17 protein-coding genes and 1 tRNA gene are annotated in these 19,386 nt (G+C 66.6%); 9 read left to right on the forward strand and 9 right to left on the reverse strand.

The annotated features are described in order from the left end of the window. Nucleotides 1-75 precede the first annotated feature (75 nt). The 4 genes from DFJ69_RS05690 to DFJ69_RS34120 all read right to left on the reverse strand — a co-directional run bounded on the left by DFJ69_RS05690 (nt 76) and on the right by DFJ69_RS34120 (nt 3,444). Nucleotides 76-756 (reverse strand): DUF1444 domain-containing protein, encoded by a 681-nt coding sequence (locus tag DFJ69_RS05690; RefSeq protein ID WP_116021499.1) that lies wholly within the window; start codon nt 754-756, stop codon nt 76-78. Between the two features lie 87 nt (nt 757-843). Next, a complete protein-coding gene (locus DFJ69_RS05695) occupies nt 844-2,343 on the reverse strand; it encodes a cobyric acid synthase (protein ID WP_116021500.1) in 1,500 nt (499 codons plus the stop codon). Next, nucleotides 2,340-3,299, reverse strand: coding sequence for a cobalamin biosynthesis protein (locus DFJ69_RS05700; protein ID WP_245974060.1), 960 nt, complete (start codon nt 3,297-3,299; stop codon nt 2,340-2,342). The genes DFJ69_RS05695 and DFJ69_RS05700 overlap by 4 nt, the downstream gene beginning before the upstream one ends. After that, entirely contained in the window at nt 3,292-3,444 is a 153-nt protein-coding gene (locus DFJ69_RS34120; protein WP_170177545.1) for a hypothetical protein, read from the reverse strand. The genes DFJ69_RS05700 and DFJ69_RS34120 overlap by 8 nt, the downstream gene beginning before the upstream one ends. Nucleotides 3,445-3,816: 372 nt before the next feature. On the opposite strand from DFJ69_RS34120, the gene DFJ69_RS05705 reads away from it, so the two are divergent. After that, a tRNA-Arg gene (locus DFJ69_RS05705) sits at nt 3,817-3,893 on the forward strand. 371 nt (nt 3,894-4,264) lie between these two features. On the opposite strand, the gene DFJ69_RS05710 is transcribed toward DFJ69_RS05705, so the two are convergent. Further along, nucleotides 4,265-5,989 carry a tyrosine-type recombinase/integrase gene (locus tag DFJ69_RS05710; protein ID WP_211328521.1) on the reverse strand — a complete coding sequence of 575 codons (1,725 nt, stop codon included), beginning with the start codon at nt 5,987-5,989 and terminating at the stop codon, nt 4,265-4,267. Between the two features lie 171 nt (nt 5,990-6,160). Between DFJ69_RS05710 and mads2 the strand changes: the two genes are divergently transcribed. Genes mads2 through mads5 form a run of 4 tightly spaced genes read left to right on the forward strand, consistent with a single transcriptional unit; the run spans nt 6,161 to nt 11,596 of the window. Then, nucleotides 6,161-8,260 carry a methylation-associated defense system DNA methyltransferase MAD2 gene (gene mads2 / locus DFJ69_RS05715; protein WP_116021503.1) on the forward strand — a complete coding sequence of 700 codons (2,100 nt, stop codon included), beginning with the start codon at nt 6,161-6,163 and terminating at the stop codon, nt 8,258-8,260. Beyond that, nucleotides 8,257-9,558 (forward strand): methylation-associated defense system AAA family ATPase MAD3, encoded by a 1,302-nt coding sequence (gene mads3 / locus DFJ69_RS05720; protein ID WP_116021504.1) that lies wholly within the window; start codon nt 8,257-8,259, stop codon nt 9,556-9,558. The genes mads2 and mads3 overlap by 4 nt, the downstream gene beginning before the upstream one ends. After that, nucleotides 9,555-10,190, forward strand: coding sequence for a methylation-associated defense system protein MAD4 (gene mads4, locus DFJ69_RS05725; RefSeq protein ID WP_116021505.1), 636 nt, complete (start codon nt 9,555-9,557; stop codon nt 10,188-10,190). Before mads3 ends, mads4 begins: the two co-directional genes overlap by 4 nt. After that, nucleotides 10,187-11,596, forward strand: a complete 1,410-nt coding sequence (gene mads5, locus DFJ69_RS05730) for a methylation-associated defense system restriction endonuclease subunit S MAD5 (protein WP_116021506.1) — start codon at nt 10,187-10,189, stop codon at nt 11,594-11,596. The genes mads4 and mads5 overlap by 4 nt, the downstream gene beginning before the upstream one ends. Before the next feature lie 88 nt (nt 11,597-11,684). Here mads5 and DFJ69_RS05735 read toward each other — a convergent pair whose 3' ends face one another. The 3 genes from DFJ69_RS05735 to DFJ69_RS05745 are packed head-to-tail and all read right to left on the reverse strand — an operon-like array spanning nt 11,685 to nt 12,869. Then, nucleotides 11,685-11,879, reverse strand: a complete 195-nt coding sequence (locus DFJ69_RS05735) for a DUF397 domain-containing protein (protein ID WP_116021507.1) — start codon at nt 11,877-11,879, stop codon at nt 11,685-11,687. After that, a complete protein-coding gene (locus DFJ69_RS05740) occupies nt 11,876-12,061 on the reverse strand; it encodes a DUF397 domain-containing protein (protein ID WP_116021508.1) in 186 nt (61 codons plus the stop codon). The genes DFJ69_RS05735 and DFJ69_RS05740 overlap by 4 nt, the downstream gene beginning before the upstream one ends. Next, on the reverse strand, nt 12,039-12,869 hold the full coding sequence (locus tag DFJ69_RS05745) for a helix-turn-helix domain-containing protein (protein ID WP_147312212.1): 831 nt from the start codon (nt 12,867-12,869) through the stop codon (nt 12,039-12,041). Before DFJ69_RS05745 ends, DFJ69_RS05740 begins: the two co-directional genes overlap by 23 nt. Nucleotides 12,870-13,151: 282 nt before the next feature. On the opposite strand from DFJ69_RS05745, the gene DFJ69_RS05750 reads away from it, so the two are divergent. The 4 genes from DFJ69_RS05750 (at nt 13,152) to DFJ69_RS05765 (ending at nt 17,111) form a co-directional block, all read left to right on the forward strand. Next, nucleotides 13,152-13,772 (forward strand): ATP-binding protein, encoded by a 621-nt coding sequence (locus tag DFJ69_RS05750; RefSeq protein WP_147312213.1) that lies wholly within the window; start codon nt 13,152-13,154, stop codon nt 13,770-13,772. 30 nt (nt 13,773-13,802) lie between these two features. After that, nucleotides 13,803-15,032: a DUF262 domain-containing protein gene (locus DFJ69_RS05755; RefSeq protein WP_211328522.1), complete on the forward strand. Its 1,230-nt coding sequence runs from the start codon at nt 13,803-13,805 to the stop codon at nt 15,030-15,032. Further along, entirely contained in the window at nt 15,029-16,159 is a 1,131-nt protein-coding gene (locus DFJ69_RS05760; protein WP_116021511.1) for an AAA family ATPase, read from the forward strand. The genes DFJ69_RS05755 and DFJ69_RS05760 overlap by 4 nt, the downstream gene beginning before the upstream one ends. Before the next feature lie 97 nt (nt 16,160-16,256). Further along, nucleotides 16,257-17,111 (forward strand): hypothetical protein, encoded by an 855-nt coding sequence (locus tag DFJ69_RS05765; RefSeq protein WP_116021512.1) that lies wholly within the window; start codon nt 16,257-16,259, stop codon nt 17,109-17,111. Here DFJ69_RS05765 and DFJ69_RS05770 read toward each other — a convergent pair whose 3' ends face one another. Beyond that, a complete protein-coding gene (locus DFJ69_RS05770; RefSeq protein WP_211328523.1) occupies nt 17,112-19,214 on the reverse strand; it encodes an AIPR family protein in 2,103 nt (700 codons plus the stop codon). Between the last annotated feature and the right edge of the window lie 172 nt (nt 19,215-19,386).

A 19,386-nucleotide genomic window follows, 5' to 3' on the forward strand; every position in this document is an offset into this window, starting at 1 on the left:
AACAAGGAACAGTAGCCGATCAGGGCATGATCGTCCGAATCGCCCCGTCATCCGGGAGAAGGCGCTCTGGGCCTCCTAGACGAGCTCCCAGGCCGTCCCGCGCCGGATCAGCAGGTCGCGCGTGAGCAGGAGATGCGGCCGCTGCGGGGCCAGCCCGTGAGGCGGCGCGCCGGAGGCGGCCTCGCCCTCGGAGGACGGATGCCGTTCGTCGGCCCAGATCTGGTCGACCACCCACCGGAGCCTGTCGACGCCGTCGGGATGCCCGGTGCCGGTGGCCACGAAGAGGTCCCGCGCGGGGATCGCCACCACGAGGTCGCCTTCGACGTCCTGGGCCAGTTTCTCCACGAACCCGTCGTCGAGGACGAGGCCCGCCTCCAGGTCGCCGCCGGCGGTCACCGAGACCGCCCGCACGTCCGGATACCAGTTGAACGCCAGGTCGGGACGCCGCACCCGGAGGTTGGTCACCGCGCGTTCCCGCAGGTCGCGCGGCTCGACGCTCCACTCGGCGCAATGCCGCCCGGCGATGTGCTCCAGCGCCCGGACCTCGCCCGGCGTCTCGTCGCGGCCGGCCCCCCGCTCGATCGCGTAGCCCACCAGCAGGTCGCCGAGGAACGGCTCCAGGACGGGCACCTCGCCCTCCGGCAGCGGGAACTCCAGTTGCATCTCCACCGGGACCCGCGCCCGCATCACCGGAACGACCAGGGCGAGCGCGCCTTCCCGCGGCTGGGCGACGGCGCTGCGCCGGGACTGCCTCATGCTCGACCCTCCTGCTGCTCTCGTCCTGAAACGGATCACCCTACCGGCATCCCGCCGGGCTCCCCGGCATCACGAGCCTCCCGCTCCTCACGGCCCCGGGCCGCCGGGCGCGACGAGCGGGAGACCGGCCGGAGGCCCGTCCTCGATCAGCCGCCGGACCGCGTCCGTGTCGAGGTGCCGTTCGACCAGATCGCCGAGCGCGTCCAGCCTGGCCTCCCGGAGCGCGCCGAACTCCACGTCCGGAGCCGGAACGAAGTCGCGCCCGGCCGCCCCCGCGACCTCCCGCAGGAACGCGCGCCGGAACCCGTCGTTCTCCAGCGCGCCGTGCCACGTCGTCCCCCACACCGCCCCCGACCGGCAGCCGTCGAGGAACGGCTCCGCGCCCTCGCCCACCGTCGCGACCCCGTGGTGGATCTCGTACGCGCGCACGTCGTGGCCGTAGGCGGAGCCGGTCGGACGCCGGAGGGTCTTGTCGGCCGCGAACTCCACCCGTACGGGCAACAGCCCCAGGCCCTCGACCCGACCGACGCCGGACTCCACCTCGTCGACGATCTCCTCGGCGAGCATCTGGTAGCCCCCGCAGATCCCCAGCACGGGGAGCCCCTCGCGGGCCCGCCTCACGATCCGTTCGGCCAGGCCCCGTTCGCGCAGCCAGCCGAGGTCGGAGACCGTGGCCCGCGAGCCCGGCAGCACCACCAGATCGGCGTCCGCCAGCTCGCGCGGCGTGGTCACGTACCGGACGGACACACCGGGTTCGCAGGTCAGCGCGTCGATGTCGGTGAAGTTGGAGATCCGCGGCAGCCGAACGACGGCCACCCGCAGCGTGTCCGCGCCGTGCGGGTCGAGCATCCCCGGCAGGGGAACGTCCAGGCCGAGGCTGTCCTCCACGTCCAACTGGAGCCCGTCGAGCCACGGCAGCACGCCGAGCGTGGGACGGCCGGTCAGCCCCTGGAGCATCCGAAGGCCCGGCTCCAGCAGCTCGACCGCGCCCCGGAACTTGTTGATCACGAACCCGGCGATCAGCGCCTGGTCGGCGGGCTCCAGCAACCCCACCGTCCCGTACAGGGCGGCGAACACCCCGCCCCGGTCGATGTCCCCCACCACCAGCACCGGCAACCCGGCGGCCCGGGCCAGGCCCATGTTGGCGATGTCCCCGGCCCGCAGGTTGATCTCCGCCGGGCTGCCCGCGCCCTCGCAGACCACCACGTCGTACTCGGCGCGCAACCGGTCCAGGCTCGCCAACGCCACCTCGCGCAACCGGTCCTTGTGCGCCCGGTACTCCAGCGCGTCCACGTCGGCCACCGGACGGCCGAGCACCACCACCTGGCTGCGCCGGTCGCTGCCGGGCTTGAGCAGGATGGGGTTCATGTCGGCGGTCGGCTCGATCCGCGCCGCCTGCGCCTGCATCACCTGCGCCCGGCCGATCTCCGCGCCGTCCAGGGTGACCATCGAGTTCAGGGACATGTTCTGCGCCTTGAACGGGGCCACCTTCACGCCCTGGCGCACCAGCCAGCGGCACAACCCCGCCGTGAGGACGCTCTTGCCCGCGTCCGACGTCGTCCCGGCGACCAGCAGAGCCCCGCTCATCGGGCCTTCCTTCCCATGCCCGCGCGGGTGCCCCCGCGGACTCCCGCGCACACGATGGCCGCCGCCGCCGTCACGGCCGCCGACAGCCGCACGGCGCTCCTGATGTCGCGCACGTCCGGAGGAGGCCCCTCTCCGAGCTCCGGCCGCCGTTCGACCCTGCCCCCGTACACGTTGACGCCCCCGAGCCGCACCCCGAGCGCACCCGCGAACGCCGCCTCGCAACGCCCCGCGTTGGGGCTCGGATGCGCACCGCCGTCACGCCGCATCATCGCGTACGAGCGCTTCATCGAGCCGCCCACCACCGGGGCGCACAGCACGGTCAGCAGACCGGTCAGCCTGGCGGGCACCCAGTTGGCCACATCGTCCAAGCGCGCCGCCGCCCATCCGAACCGCTCGTACCGCTCGTTCCTGTAGCCGACCATGGCGTCGAGCGTGTTGACCGCCCGGTACGCCAGCAACCCCGGGACGCCCAGCAGCGCGCCCCACACCAGGGGGGCCACGACGGCGTCGGACGTGTTCTCCGCGACGGACTCGACGGTGGCCCGCGCCAAGTCCTTGGGGCCCATCTCCGAGGGGTCGCGCGCGCACAGGTGCGACAGCCGCCTGCGCGCGGCCGTCACGTCCCCCGCTTCAAGTGCTCCGGCCATGACGCGCCCCTCCCGCCCCAACGAGGTGCCCCCCAGGACGGCCCAGGTCGCCACGGCGGTCACCGCCGTCTCCCCGTAGGGGAGGGTCCTCGCACGGCGTTCGAGCAGCACTCCGCTTACCGCGACCCCGGCCACGAGGACGCCGGCGTAGACGACGCCGCGCCTTCTGTCATCGGCGTGAACGCGTCGCTCCAGCGCCGCCGCCATCCGCCCGAACGCCGCCACGGGATGCCCCCGTCGCGGATCCCCGACGACCACGTCCAAAGCCACCCCGATCAGCAGGCCCACCGCCCGCCCGGCCCTAGGCAAGGCGGGTGTCCAGGGCGTCCCAGTCGTCCCGACGCAGCTCGACGCCTTCACGCCACACCCGCGCCCGGCCGCTCCCACGATGCTCGACACGTGCCCGCATCACGTCGTACGACCGCTCGACCACCGTGACCTTGGTGCCGGCCACCGTTCCTCCGATCCAGCCCGTACGCCGCACAGAACCGCATCCGCGCCCGCCCCGACGAGCCCTCGGTCCCGGTTGGGCTCCAGATGCCCCGACAACCTTGTGCAGCGCCGGTCTGTGCGCCCCCAACGGCCGACGCACCGTGTCGCCCCACCGAACGACACCCTCCGTGACGTCCCCACCCGTGAGGACGACCTTCCGCACCCGCTCCACAGCCACGGTGAACAAAGATAGGCCCCGCCCGACCCCCCACCGCCCCATATCTCCATGGCCCCCGGCCCCGCATCCCCTTACACTGTGGGGCGGCACCCGGCCCTCAGCCGGAACCCGCCCAGCCGAGTCACCGACGACACCCCGGCCAGGCGAGGCGTGCGAGCGCCCGTAGCTCAGATGGATAGAGCATCGGACTTCTAATCCGACGGTCGCAGGTTCGAATCCTGCCGGGCGCGCCACCCCTGACCTGCATCGATCCACACGATGCGCCGGTTTTGTCCGGTGCCGGTTTCGTCCTGGTTCGTTCCTGTGTTCGCTCCATGTTCGCTCGGCGTCACGATCACGGACACGAACGGCCCCCGGAACGGCCACCGCCGCACCCCCAGATGGGGCCGTTGCGGCGTTGCCCGTGGACGGCCCCACGATCCCCACGGACGGCCCGACGCCCCGGCAACGGTGACGGGGGGCGTGTCCGGTGCCGTAGGGGCTGACATGGGTGCGGACGGCCCGACATCACGTGAGCCACGTGCCCCGGACATGAGACGGGCCGGCACCGCGTCGCTGCGGCACCGGCCCGTTCCGGTCGATGACCTTGATCAGGTGAGCGTGGTCACACCGGCCCGGTGGTGCCGCTGTCGGCGTTGAGGATGATCCCGGCTGCGTCCTCGGCCGACTGCCGCGCCAACTGCGGGAGCAGACTCGTGTAGGTGTCGGCGGCGATCGTGATCGACGACAGACGCAGCGTCTCCTGGACGACCTTCATGTCGTAGCCGGCGGCGAGCAGGAACGTCGCCGCTCCGTGGCGCAGGTCGTGCAGACGGATGGGTGGCAGTCCCGCCTCCATGGACAGTTGCTCGAACTGCTCGGTGACGTCGTTCGGACTGACCGGCGCCCCGGTCTCGGTGGTGAAGACGTAACCGGTGTCGGTCCAGGTGTCGCCGGCGGCGAGACGTTCGGTGTTCTGGCGCGCCTTGTGGGCGCGTAGGGCGTTGACGGTGGCGGTGTCGAGACTGATGGAGGCCTCACCGGCGTCGGATTTGGGTTTGCCCTCGAACATCTCCTTCCCGATCTGGGTGATCTGCCACCGAATCGCGGCCGTCCCGTTCTTCAGGTCCAGGTCGGCCCACCGCAGCCCGCACGACTCGCCCCGCCGCAGACCGCGGAACGCGATCAGGTGGTACTGCGCGTACAACCGGTGGCGCCGCGCGCGTTCCAAGAATTGTTTGGTGAGGGCCGGAGTCCAGACCATCACCTTCGACGGACGCGGAGCGCCGATGTAGGCGTCGAGACGGTTGATGCGCTCGCCGTACCCCTTCGCAGACTCCAAGCGGGCCAGCACCCGCCAGCGGGCGTCCATCTTCGCGGTGTGCTCGACCAGGTCCCTACGCCACTGGGTGATGCGTTCCTCGGTCCACACCAGCGCTTTGGGCGCCTTACCGGACGGGAGCTCGATCAGGGACGCGACGTTGACCTCGATGATCCGTTCCTTGATCGCCTTGTTCAGCGCCGACCGCAGTGTGGCGCGGATCCGCTGTTTGGCGGCCGGGCCGATCAGCCACATGCCTTTGACCTTGGCGCGGAGCTTCGGGCCGCTGGAGGCTCGGGCTTGGGTGATGGTGTCGTTGAGTTCATCGATCGCATCAAAGATCCGATCCACATCGTGGACCCGCAACCTGTCCAGTCGGATCATTCCCAGGTGGGGGATCAGGTACAGGCGGATGTGCCCGGCGTAGCTGCGACGCGTCGCCTCACGGAGCGCCTTGCGGCCGGCGAGCCACTGCTCCAGGTACTCGCCGACGGTGATCGACCGGGACAGGTCGTGCCAGGTGCGAACCTTGCGCCGCACCGTCCCGACGTCCGGCAGCGCCTTCGTCTCCCGCACGGTGGCCGTGATGAGGTCGACGATCCTGATCGCCGTCTCCTGATCATCGCCCGCGATCGTCAGGAGTTCTTTGACCTGGTTCATCTCGGCTTCGGCGGCGTCTCGTGTGGTGAACCCGGCACGGCGCAAAGGGCCGCAGCGGAAGCCGTCGGCGTTCGGCGGCATCTCGAGTTGATAGTTCCAGGTCCCGTGGTTGCCGCTCCAACGGCCATCGCCCCTGCGCAGCCTCGGGCACTTCTTGCGCAGCAGACGCCCTGCTCGTCGCTGCACCCGCAGGGCCATCTCGCGGAGCCGGAACCCGCATGAGTTCGGCACGCCATCGACACCGACGACGACCGCATCCAGCGTGCCCCTCTCGCGACGCTGGCCATCGGAGTCCTCGTCCTCTCTGCCTTTAGCACCGAGATCAAGACCAAGCGTGATCCCGGGAAGGGCTGGACGTTCCTCTTCCACGAGAGGCCCATGAAGGACGGCACGATCGGGAGGCTCCCGTCGGAGCTCTACAACACCTTCATCGGCGGCTCGGGGCCGTAGGGGCCTAGGATCCCACGGGGGATGCGCCGGTCCGGGGGTGTGTCCCACGGCGTACCGCACCCGGACGTGACAGTGGCAAGGTCGTAGCGGATGGAGCAGATGGGTTTGGACATGGGCGACCTCGGCGAGGCAACCCAGAGCGTGGAGGGCGTTCCGGACTCGCTCGCCGACGACGAGATCATCGACTTCATCACCGGTGAGCGGGTGAAGGACAAGGGCAGCGAGCCCGTCCGGCAACGGGTCGCACGCGCCCTGTTCCACGAGTACGGGATCTCGGTCGCCGACATGAGGCGTGACTTCCCCATCCCGGTGGCGTCGGTCGGCCGACGCAAGGCGACCAAGAAGGCCGACATCGCGATTTTCACCCATGGCGCCCCGCACGACCTGGCCAACCTGCGCCGAGTGGTGATCTGCAAGCCGGAGCCCAAGGCGAGCCGCAAGGTCACCAAGATCCGTACCTTCAACCAGGCGAGCGAGGATCTGGAGGAGCTGGAGGAGCTCCTTGGCACCGAGAAGACTCCCCAGGCCCAGTACGGCATGTGGACGAACGGCGTCGACTTCTTCTTCCTCTACAAAGAGTCGACCCGATTCGGTGCCAGGTTCGAGCAGCGCGCGGACTGGCCCATCGCCGACGAGTCGGTGCAGAGCGGCTCCGTGGTCTCCGTCGCGCGGCTGCGCCGGGGCGAGGCCGCGATGCTCAAGACGGCCTTCCAGCGCTGCCACAACTACATCCACGGCAACGAGGGCATGCCCAAGGACGCGGCGTTCTGGCAGTTCCTCTACCTGCTGTTCGCCAAGATGCACGACGAGCGGGTCAGCAGGCAGGCGCGCCGGGCCCCCGAGTTCTACGCCCTGCCGTCCGAGCCGTTCAACGAGGAGGGCCGCAAGGCCATCCGCAAGCGGATCGAGGCGCTGTTCGCGGACGTCAAGAAGGAGTATCCGCTCTTCACCGCCCGCGACGAGATCTCGTTGTCGGACCGGGCGCTGGCGTTCATCGTCGGTGAGCTGGCGCCCTACGACCTGATGGGCACCGACATCGACGTCAAGGGGATGGCCTATCAGGAGCTGCTGGGCTCCAACCTGCGGGGCGACCGAGGGCAGTACTTCACCCCGATCGGCGCGGTCGAGCTGACGGTGGCCATTCTCGACCCGCAGGAGGACGAGACGGTCTTCGACCCGGCGTGCGGCACCGGAGGCTTCCTCCGCGAGACCCTCCGCCATCTGCTCAACAAGTGGCGCGCCGAAGAGAAGACCATCGGGCTGCCCGACACCGAAGAGCAGCTGATCGACCATCAGGGGCGGCTGCGCACCTTCGCCGACGAGCACCTGTTCGGGGCCGACTTCGACCCGTTCCTGGTACGCGCCACCAGCATGAGCATCATGACCCTGACCGGGGGCGAGGGAAATCTCTACAACATGGACTCCCTGGCGTTCCCCCGAGGCCACCTTTCCGGGGTGGCCGCAGCCGAGGAGCGCATCCCGCTGGGCTCGGTCGACGTCCTGATGACCAACCCGCCGTTCGGTACGGATATCAAGATCGAGGACAAGGACGTCCTGGCTCAGTACCGCGACGGAGTCGGCCGGTCGTGGACCCGCAACAAGGCGACGGGCAAGACCGACCCGGGCGAGCCGCGATCGGCGGTGCCGCCCGAGCAACTGTTCATCCAGCGTGCGGTGGACTGGGTGAGGCCGGGTGGCCTGATCGGTATCGTCCTCCCCAACGGCATCCTGTCCAACCCGGGTCCGGTCGACGAGGGCATCCGCGAATGGATCCTCGAGCACTGCTGGGTGCTGGCCAGCGTCGAGCTGCCGGTGGAGACCTTCATCTACGACGCGGGTGTCAACATCCTCACCAGCCTGCTGTTCCTGAAGAAGAAGACCGAGAACGAGAAGCTCAAGGCGACGATGGCCGGTGGGCAGCCGGACTACCCGGTGTTCATGGCGGTCGCCGAGAAGGTCGGCATCGACCGACGCGGCAACCCCGTCTATAAGCGCCAGCCCGATGGGGAGGTGGTCCTGGAGGTCATCGAGGAGAGGGAACGGATCCGGCGCGACGGCGGCGACGAGGTGACGATCCTGCATCGCAAGCGCAAGGCCATCGACAACGACCTGCCGGAGATCGCCGAGGCGTACAAGCGGTTCCGGCTTCAGCACGAGGAGCCGGGCGAGCCCCGGAGGCCCAACCGGTGATCACCAGGATCGAGGCGTACGGGTATCGCTGCTTCCCCGCGCTCAGCGTCGATTTGGATCGTCATCACGTGATCGTCGGGTCGAACGGGGCGGGCAAGACCACCCTGCTGGACATCCCGGTCCTGCTCGGCGATCTGATGCGGCAGCGGCGGGTGGCCCACGCGTTTCTGGAGGCGCTCGACCGTGGGAAGTCGGCGCGCGCGGGAACGCTGCTGGAGTTGCTGCACCGCCAGGAGGGTGACGCGATCTCCTTCGCCGTCGAGGCGAGGCTACCGGCCGATCATGTCGACATCCTGGCGAGTACGAGCATGGCCCGCCTCGGCAGGCCGGTGCCCACGCACCTGCGCTACGAGGTCCGGCTGGACGTCACCCGGCGTACGCTCCAGGTCGCCGACGAGAGCATGTACCTGTTCACCGAGAACGGCGACCGGCCCGAGCCCGGCTTCTTCTTTCAGGCCGCTCTGGAGAAGAGGTCGGTGTCGGAGGTCCTCGAGTCCACGGGCTGGCAACTGGTGATCTCACGGGAGCGGAACGGCCCCACCCGCTTCACCCCGGAGACGACGACGCGGGAAACCGAGATCCCGCCCTACCAGTTCACGCCTGATCGGCTCGGGCTCAGCGACATCCCGACCGATCCCACTCTGTTCCCCGCCGCTGTGTGGTTCGCCCAGTTGCTGCGCGAAGGCGTGGTCTTCCTGTCCCCGGACTGGGACGCGCTGCGCCGGCCCGCCCCACCCGGCGACCCCGAACGGCTGGAACCGTCAGGACGTAACATCCCCTGGCTGGCACTGGCCCTCCAGGAGAACGATCCGGAACGGTTCACCGCCTGGGTCGAACATCTTCGCGTGGCGCTCCCCCAGGTCGCGACCGTCAAGGTCGTGGAGAGCGAGGGCGAACAGCGCGCCTACTTCGACGTCGAATACACCAGCGGCCACCGGGTCACCTCGTCCGGCTTGTCGGAGGGCACGCTGCGGCTGATGACGTTGACATTGCTGCCGTTCCTGGACGAGAAGGCGCTGCCCAGCCTGCTCGTGACCGAGGAGCCCGAGAACGGCGTCCATCCGCGCGCCATCGAGACGGTGACCCGGTCGCTCGCCTCGATCAGCGGCGCACAGGTATGGGTGTCCACCCACTCCCCCATCGTGCTGGCGCACACCCGGCTGGACGAGGTGCTGGCGGCGCGGCTGAGGGACGACGGCGGCGCCGACGTGGTGCCGGGCCATCTACATCCCCGGCTGCGCGACTGGCAGGGCACGATCGACATCGGAACGTTGTTCGCGGCGGGGGTCCTGTCATGACCGGAGACTCGAAGAGGGACGTCGTCTTCCTGGTGGCGTCCACCGGCATGGAACGGATGCTCAGCGGCCTCCTCGGCGGCCCGGCCGGTCCCGGTGGCCGGGTGGGCTGCGGAACGTTCGGCCTCGATCCCGGTGAGGACGTGTTCGTCGCCGCGAACGGGGACCCCGGCGTGTACGGCACCGCCCGCGAGCTGCTGAGTCCGTTCGAGCGGCTGCACCGACGGGCCGTGGTGATGCTGAACGCCGCCTGGCCGGGCAGTCCGGGTGCGGCGGCGATCAGTGACGACCTCATCCGGCGGCTGTCCGGGTCGTGGGAGGAGTTCGCGGTGATCGTGGTCGATCCGTCCATCGAGGCCTGGGTGTGGCGCGGGCTTCCTGACCCGGCCGAGGTCCTGCCGCTCCCGGCGGACCACCGGAAGATCCTCACCCTCAGCCGCCACTGGGGGGTGGACGAGACCGCGCCGGACGATCCCAAGGCCGCGCTCGACCATCTGCGTCGACGCCATGGGGTCCGCGTCTTCGACTCTGATCTCGGCCGGGCAGCCGAGCACATGTCACCGAAGCACTGCACGGATCCGGCCTTCACCCTGCTGTGCAATCATCTACAAGCCTGGTACCCGGAGAAGTCGTGAAACTCGCCGAGCCCGACAATCCCGTCCGCTACTCCTGGCTCGCCGACCAGGGCTTCCGCCTGAGCCCGGGGCCTTATGTCTCAGAGAGTTATGCGGCTCGCAAGCTTGTGGAACGGCTACCGCACACGGACGCTCTTGAGAAGGTAACGGAGCGGATTTTTCATCCTGGCCGGGTCACGCGTAGTTGGACCACTGACCCAGACCACGGGGTTACATTCCTGTCCAGCGCCGATATCTTCCAGTCCGACCTGTCTTCTCTCGCGATGATCACAAGGAAGTCGTATGAGGAGAACGCCAGGCTTCCCCTCAAGGCCGGCTGGACATTGGTCACCCGGTCAGGGATGACAGCGGGGCGGGTCACTTACGCACGTCTCGACATGGAGGGACTTGCGTGCAGCGAACACGTGTTGCGCGTCGTACCCGACCGTGACAAGATTCCGGCTGGCTATCTCTACACGTTCCTGGCCAGTGCGCTCGGTGTAACGATGATCAAGGGCACCGTGTACGGCACGAGCGTCAAGCACATCGAGTCATCGCACCTGTCTGACCTGCCCATACCTCGGATCAATGACGAGATCGAACGGCAGATCGACTCGCTCTTCCAACAGGCGATGACACTCCGGGTGCAGTTTCAGAACGGCATCACCGAGGCAACGCAAGACTTCTTCGAGAGTGCGGGCCTTCCGGAACTCAGCGACCTTCGCTGGCATGACCTGTCGCGAGATACGGACTTCTCTGTATCACGTGTCACCCCGAAGACTCTGCGATCGCTGAATTTTGGCCCTCGCGCTCAGCGCATTATTGAAACTCTGCGGTCTACTCCCCACCGATCACTTGGGGATATCTGCCAAGATGGCTATCTGCGCACCGGTGCACGCTTCAAGCGAGTGGATGCATCGCCAGCCAACGGCGTTCGACTCATCGGCCAGCGTCAAGCATTCTGGATGCGACCGGAAGGGCGCTGGATCAATCCCCGCCAAGCACCCGCTGACGTGATGCAGAAGGATGAAACGATACTCATCGCTGCACATGGAACGTTGGGTGACACGGAAGTATATTCCAGGTCGGTCTTCGTCACTAGAAATTGGCTCGCCCATGCCTACAGCCAAGACTTCGTACGTATGGTCAGCGGCGATCCGGAATTCCCAGGCGCCTACCTATTCGCCTTCTTCAGATCCGAAGCAGCGTTTCGCCTGCTGCGCTCGATGAGCGTCGGGGGGAAGCAACAGGAGTACCACCCGTCCCTTCTCCGTGAACTTCCCGTCCCGGAGTGCACACCAGCGGATCGAGATCGGATCGCCGAGACCGTACGGCAGGCGTATCGGTGGCGGGACGAGGCGGATGCTTTGGAGGACAAGGCACAAGCCCTGCTCTCGGAGGCCATCCGCGACGTGAACCAGGGTTGAGCAGAAGGCCGACACGGCGAGGTACGCCGTGCCGGCCAGACATCAACTCGGGTGACCCGGTCCGCTTCGAAGATCGTTCTTGAACGAGCTACAGGTCGAGAGTGTCGTCCTTGATGCGCTGGACGAAGCCAGCGAATCGCTCACGAGGAAGCGTGAAGTGCCCAACCTCGGGACGCTTGCTGTCCCGCACGCCGATGACTTCAGCGAGCCTGCCGACCTCCACGCACTGAGCACTGGTCCCCTCTGTGGAGCGGCTGCTCTTGCGCCAAGCGGCGTCCGTCACACGGTGCCCTTGATCCGCTGGACCAGGGCCGCGAACTCCTCGGCCGTGACGGCCAGGTGCCCTGCGTTCGGGTGCTTGCTGTCACGCACGCCGATGCCTTGGGCGAGCGGAGCCACCTCGACGCACTCACTCGAGGTTCCCTGGGTCGATCGGCTGCTCTTACGCCAGGTGGGGGGATTCATCGAAGTTCTCCATCTGTTGTTCGATCAGGCGTCGTGAGGAGTCTACGGGTAGAGCGATTGCTCCGATGCGATCGAACCTCAGCTTCAGCTCACGGACCTCAGCAGCCTCCAAGACCAGTCTCCCCCCGTTCGGCGCCTCCACGAAGCCGACCTCACCCGACTTGACAGTGATGATCTTGAACGGCCCGTCCAGTCCTTCGTGTGCACCTGCGATCTTGGGGATGACGCGCAGAAATACATTGGGGCGTTTCGAGAGCTCGATGAGATGGGCGAGCTGTTCCCTCATCACCTCTCGTCCACCGATCGGTATGTCTAGCACGCTCTCAGAGAGCATGACCCAGAGCTCGGGAGAGTCCTTGCCCTCAAGTCTCTTTTGACGCGCCAGCCGCTTGGCAACGCCTGCCTCGACGTCCAGGTTGCTGCGTCCACATTCGAGGAGCGCCCGAGCGTATTCGGGAGTCTGGAACAGTGCTGGCACGAGTTGGCCATCGTAGCTATGGATCATGAGCGCCCGCTCCTCGAACTCGAGGAAGCCCTTGAACCACGTCGGGTCGTGGCCCTGGCGGGCATACCAGAGCATGATCGAGAAGAGGCCGCCGGTCCGCCATGCCTCGTCCAGGATGGCGGCTTGCCTCTCCTCCAACCTGGCCTCGTCGTTCTCCAGTCTGGAAACCGAGGAGCGTGCGCAGTTGAGGAGTTTGCCCACGGCGCTTCCGGTGAGGCCGCGCTCCATGCGGTGGAACCGCAGGGAGTAGGCGATCCATGCCCCCATCGAAGACCGTGGGTCCGGCGACTCGTTGATGTTCATCGATCCTCCTCTGACACCCGCGAAGTTCCAGGAGTTCCTGGGAACAGTGCAAGGCTAGGTCAAGAAGTGCACTCTGTGATGCGAAGAAAGGGAGCTATTACCCTCAAGGGACGATCTCAAATGACCAATATGGCGCAGCCCGGACAAATCGATGGTCAATACGTCGCCGAAATAGCGAGAGGCGGCATGTGCGCGTGGCGGCTCCCCGCTGAGGAGAACTGCGCGGCGGTCGCTCGTTCACTGCTCGGCGGCGCCTTGACGGCGCTCGGCGTGGACCGGGGCATGGCCGGTGACGTAATCGTGACCGCCAGCGAACTGGCGACCAACGCGCTCAAGCACGCACTGCGCGCCGGCCCGCAGGCTCCGGCCGTTCCACCCGAACTATGGGTGTGGGCCAGGGCCACGCCGACGCCGCAACTGGTGGTGTCGGTGTTCGACGGCTGCCGCTCCTCGTGGCCGGACACCGCTCCCCGCGATCCGCTCGACGAGCACGGCCGGGGCCTCGGAATCGTCGGCGCGCTCGCCGCCTCCTGGGGCACGCACCCGACACGTTCCCGATCGAGGACCGGCGGCATCCCGGGAAAGGCGGTCTGGTCCGCCTTCCCCCTGCCCGGTCCCTGGCCCGACGCCCGGATGACCGCGGAGCCCGCCCACGTCGCCCGCCACCTGGCGTCCACCCTCGCCGAACGCGGAATCCGACGGGTCGTCCCCCACCTCGGCACGAACATCGCGCTGGTGAGCGTCCCGATACACCCCGGCAAGGACATCACCGTATGGGTCGAGCCGGGCCACATCTCCTCCCCAGGCCAGAACGCCCCCCGCATCCGCCGCCCCGTCATCGACCTGTACGACATCGCCGAAGACCTCATACGCAGAGTCGAGCAGGAGCACGGCCATGCTTAGCAACGGTTCGCCAAGGGACGCTCGATACTGTTGGATCACGCCGCCCGACGCGGCGGACACTTCGTCGCAGGAAGGATCGGCGCGATCGATGTGAGCGGGCAGGAACAGTTCGACGTCCCGGTCGAGTACGACTACACGGGCCTGAGCACCGGTGTCGAAGCCGAAGCGAAACCGCAGGTCGAACCTATCCACCGGATCCAGGACCCGTTCGACCCGGCCGAGATCGACGTTCAGACGCGAAGTATGACGGTCGGTCTGCTACTGGCGCGACTGCGACGCGGTGTCCTCGATCTCGCACCCGATTTCCAGCGTTTCATGGGAGTCTGGGACGATACGGACCAAAGCAAGCTCATCGAGTCCCTGCTGCTGAGGATCCCGCTGCCCACCTTGTACGCGGCCGAGAGCGGCGACGACAGCTGGGTGATCGTCGATGGAATCCAACGGCTCAGCACGATCGCGCGCTTCGTCGACCCCGAGGTGTTCGGCGTTCATCCGTTGCGGCTCCACGGGTTGGAGTACCTCCACAATTATGAAGGAAACACGTATTCGGAACTCCCGGGTCGGCTCCAGACCAGGATCGACGAGACCGAGCTGATCGTCCACCTCATCCGGTCAGGGACTCCCGAGCCAGTGATGTACAACATCTTCGCCCGCATCAATACCGGTGGTCGTCCCCTGACCACGCAAGAACTCCGCCATGCGTTGATCCCGGGTCCGGTACGCGGGTTGCTCGCAGAACTCGCATACAGCGCGCCCTTCCTTGAGGCAACGCTGGGTAGCGTTAAACAGGCGCGGATGGCGGACCGGGAGATGGTGCTGCGCTTCCTCGCCTTCCGCCTCACCGAGCCGACGAACTACCCGCGTGGCGACCTCGACCTCTTCCTGCGCCAGGCGATGAAGCGTATCAACACCCTCGCACCCAAGGAGATCGAGCGGCTCACCGATGACTTCAATCGGGCGATGTGGGCTGCACACTACATCTTCGAGGAGTACGCTTTCCGCAAACGATTCCCGGGGCAGGAACGGCGACTTCCCATCAACAAGGCGTTGTTCGAGGCCGTCTCGGTGAATCTAGCGAAATTGACCCCTGAGGAGCTCACCGCGTTGCGCGAAGGCAGAGACATGGTCCGGGCACGGTTCATGGCTTTGATGGAGAACGATAGCTTCCTCCAGTCCATATCCATCGGCACGGGTGACGCGGAGAAGGTCCGACGACGGTTCGCCATGGTGAACGAGCTTTTTCGAGGGGTGGCCAGATGATCGACAAGCTCACCATCACCAACTTCAAGTCCTTCGCCTCGGCGGAGATCCCGTTGGCTCCGTACACGCTGCTGTCCGGCCTGAACTCGTCCGGCAAGAGCACGGTGCTCCAAGCCCTCGCCCTCCTACGTCAAGCCCAATTCGCCGCAGGGTCGCTCACCATCCATCGCGGCGTCGGCGGGTTCCCGCTCAACGGCGAGCTTGTCGAGTTGGGAACGGGTCAGGACATCCTGCATGAGGACTATGTACGCGAGGAGGGTCGGGAACCCGAGATCGGCTTCTCGTTGGAGGCGGACACCGCGACCACCTTCGAGTGGCGTGCCCGTTACGAGCCTGAAGACGAACGGCTGTCGCTGACTTTCAGCCGTTCGCCCATGGCTGGGGAAACGGCCGTCACCCTGTTCAATCCCGGTTTCCAGTACCTGAGCGCCGACCGCATCATCCCGGCGGTCACCTTTCCGCAGTCGCACGAGATGGCGGTCAGGCGCGGGTTCCTCGGTACCCGTGGCGAGTACACGATCGATTACCTGCGGCATTATCAGGATGAGCCCGTGCGGGCCAAGGTCCTCCATCACCCCGACACCTCTCCCCGGCTACTCGACCAGGTGGAGGCTTGGATGGGCGAGATCTGCCCCGGTGTGAAGATTTCGGCGGCGGCGATCGAGCGGACCGACCTCGTCCGGCTTAGCTTCGCGTTCCGGGAACGGCAGCTCACGACCAACCCGCGTCGGCCGACCAACGTCGGCTTCGGACTGACATACGTCCTGCCGGTGGTCGTCGCCTGCCTGACGGCCAAGCCGGGCGCGATGATCCTGCTGGAGAACCCGGAAGCTCACATCCACCCCCAGGGTCAGAGCGTGATGGCCCGGCTGACCTGCGCTGCCGCCGCCGCCGGGGCGCAACTCGTCGTCGAGACGCACAGCGACCACATCCTCAACGGCGTCCGCCTGACGGTGAAGCGGGGGCAATTGCCCGCCGACGACGTACGCCTGCACTACTTCCAGCGCAACGCGGACGGGGTCATCGACATCGTCAGCCCGACCATCGGCCCGGAAGGGATGCTGTCCCAGTGGCCGCCGGGCTTCTTCGACGAGTGGGACCGCGCGCTAGACCAGCTTCTCGACTGACAACCTTCCGCCGTCCCCCCGCAGCGAAAGGCATCTCTTGCCCGTCCTGCTGTTCTTCAACGAACTCTCATGCTCGGCCCCACTGCCGAGGGATCATGTGGACGAGGCCATGAAGCGGTTCGTCGACGTCCTGAATACGGTCATCGCGCAACGCAAGGATGCCTATCTTGTCTCCAAGGTGAATCTGAAGGAGTTGGAACTCGCACCGGGCTACTATCTCGAGGAATGGCGTTTCGCCAACGTGGATGAGTGGCGTCGGATCCGCAGCATGCAGGGCCGGGCTCCGTTCCGCTCGGTGCTCCCGCCTGGCGTGGGAGAAGGGGTCGACTACTCATGTGCCGGCCGTCCCGCTGAGGGCTTGGGCGCCGCACATCTAATGGATGGCGTTCTGGTGAGCCTGCTGGTCGACACCGCTTGGGACGCATCATGGATCCAGGCCGAACGCACCAGCCTGGCGGAAGACCCGGAAGGCGAGCCGGTCGTCATCGACGACATCGTCGAGGTCCGACACGCCGCTACGCTCGCTCACGTCGATTCCCACCTGGAGTGGCTCAAGCAGGTCGGGATACCGGACCTCAAGCATGGCTCCCAGATCTGGGATGCGCGCGGTGACCTCTACCCCAAACTCCTATTCCTGCCTCGCACCGAGCGGCAGTTCGCCAACCTGCGTCAGGACTGGGTCGTCTCGGCAGCTCATGAACTCCGCAGGATCGATCATGCGATCGGGGACTGGAACCCTCAGCTAACGAGAACGCCGACTTGGAGGTCCAAGGTGACACCCGAAGGGGAGACCCGTAAACGACTGTGCAGGTTCGAAGACTTCGACGGAATCATGCGTGTATTCGACCTCCACGGCCGATTCACACCGGATGAAGGCCGAGCGTACTTTCGACTTGTACCCGAAATGGGAAAGGCCACCGTCGCGAACATCGGCTTGAAGCTCGGGATCTGATCAGGATTCATCTTCGTCACCGACGTCCAGCCCTGTTTCGGCCCGGACCTTGGCGGCGAGATCGGCGAGCGATCCCTCGCCCGGGACGTGCCAATGCAAGGTGCCCTGAACGTTCTGGTCCTGCCCTGAGGCGTCCCGGCGCATCTTACGCACGAGCCCGCTGGCCGAATACGATTTTCCATCGGCATGCCAGCGCAATTGGTTGCGCGCGACGTTCCGCCACGTGGCCTGCCGCCGTCGGGGATCCGCATCCAGCCAGTCGGTCATCTCCCGCCGCTCCGGCCTGGTGACCGGACGGAACTCCAGAACGGTCCCGTCCTCGATGCGCTCGGCCTGAACCAGGGTGCGCGCCGCGTCGGCCTGCCGCCCGCTTCGCTCCGACAGTTGGTAGAAATCCAGGGCGGGTGCCGAGCCCCCGGCGGCCATCCCCCTGACCACACGATCGGCGACACGTCGGATGCGCTCGGTGTTGCGCATCGCGGCGAGAACCTGGCTGTTGGGCCCGTACTCCGCGTCGATTCCGCTCTTCACCCAGCGGAGGGCGGGCTCGGTCAGCTCGACGGCGTGGGCGAGTTGGGCGTCCCAGTCGGTCTCGCGGTCGCTGATGGAGCGCGTGTCCAGCCGTTGGAACACCACATGGGTGATCAAGAGATCTCCATAGCCCGCCATCGCGGCGGCGCGCCTGGCCAGGCCGCCCTCTTCGAGTTCTTTGAGGCGGGCCTTCACTACACGCAGCAATTGCACTTTCCGCCATACATGGTAGGCGTCGATGTGCGGCGTGAAGAGAACTCGGTAGTACCTGTCCTCCCAGAGGTTCGAGTGGTCACGCCTCGCGATGGCCGCGAGCTCCGCGTTGGGATGTGTGGCGGCGAGGGCGACGGCGGCCTCGGTGATCGAGCAGCCTTTGTCCCCCTCTGGACCCCGCTCGCCGGCACGCTGGATCACATAGGTTAGGCCGAGCCGGAACGAGAAGTCGTCACGGAGCGTGGTCTGCACGTCGTCCAACGACTTGAAGTCGCGAGTCGCGATGGGGTTCTGGGTGTTGGTGCTCGTCGTGACCTGATCGCCGAAGTCGGGTGGGCAGTCCTCCAGGGAGATCAGGCGGACCAGGACCCGTCCCTGAGCGGTCTTCTCTGCATCCGTGCCGTAAGCGCGGTGAATCGCGCTCACGGTCTGTGCCCCATTGACGACACTCGCGCCGCTGAGATGAAACTCGCCCACGCCGCCCGGCCGCCCCGCAGTTCTCTTGATCGTGTCACAGAGCAGGGTGATGCCGTTGCTGAAGTACCAGAAGTTCTGCGGCTGCTCGAGCAGCGTATTGCGGATCTTGATGTTGACATCGGTCAGATCCAACGAGTCCCGGATGTTCCTGGCGAACAGTCCGCGGCGGTTGTCGGAGAACCATCGGGCGACGTCCTCGGTCGTCATCGTGCCGAAGACCGCCTTGGGAGGTCCGGGTTCGAGGCCGTAGTTCTCAAGTCGCGCGACCAGCTTGATCTTCGAGGTGGCCGACTCGCCAAGGATCTCTCTACGGAAATCACGAAGGTCGAGGACTTCGTAATCGACCATTTCCTCAGCATAGTTGAGCGTGTTGATTTTACCTTCGAGCAGTGTGCGCACGTCGGCGTTCAATGGTTCGGCTCGCAGCAGGGCCGGCACCAGGGTAATTTTCGGGGATGGGGTGTCCAACACCTGTTCGAGTAGTGACACATGACGCTGGAAGCGACTGTTGAAGCGATCGAACTCGCGTTCGAGTATCATGTCCAACCCATTGAGCATCCGGTGAACCTCACCCTCACCAAAGGATGCCTGCTTGCTCTTGGCCCCCCACTTGGCCTGGACCAGGGTGATCCGGCCCGTCTCCCCGCGCATTTCGACCGCCACGGCATCGAGACCGTGGTCATCCTTCCCATCGAAGACGGCTCTGGCAGCCTCGGCGTTGCCACAGGGCCGTTGTATCTGCACGGCGAGAGCGGCGAGAGCGCGGCTCAAGAACGCGTCATGCCGCTGTTCGGGCTGCCCATTCTGATCCGACATGTCGATCAGGCCGGTGAAGCGGTCCTCAAGCCCCTTGCGCACTTGCCCGATTTGTACCGGATTCACGCCTTGCCTCCATCGAGAGCGACCACCACGGGCCATCCTAGGGTCCACCTTGACCGGAGGTTTACCTTCCGTCCCAAAGGTGGATCTTGACAACCCGGTAGATCATCCGACCGGAACGTTGTTAGATGGATCTCCGACAGGACGGCAAGAGTGGCGGGAGAGGCGGTCCGGT

It is taken from the genome of Thermomonospora umbrina (assembly GCF_003386555.1).
GTDB lineage: Bacteria > Actinomycetota > Actinomycetes > Streptosporangiales > Streptosporangiaceae > Thermomonospora > Thermomonospora umbrina.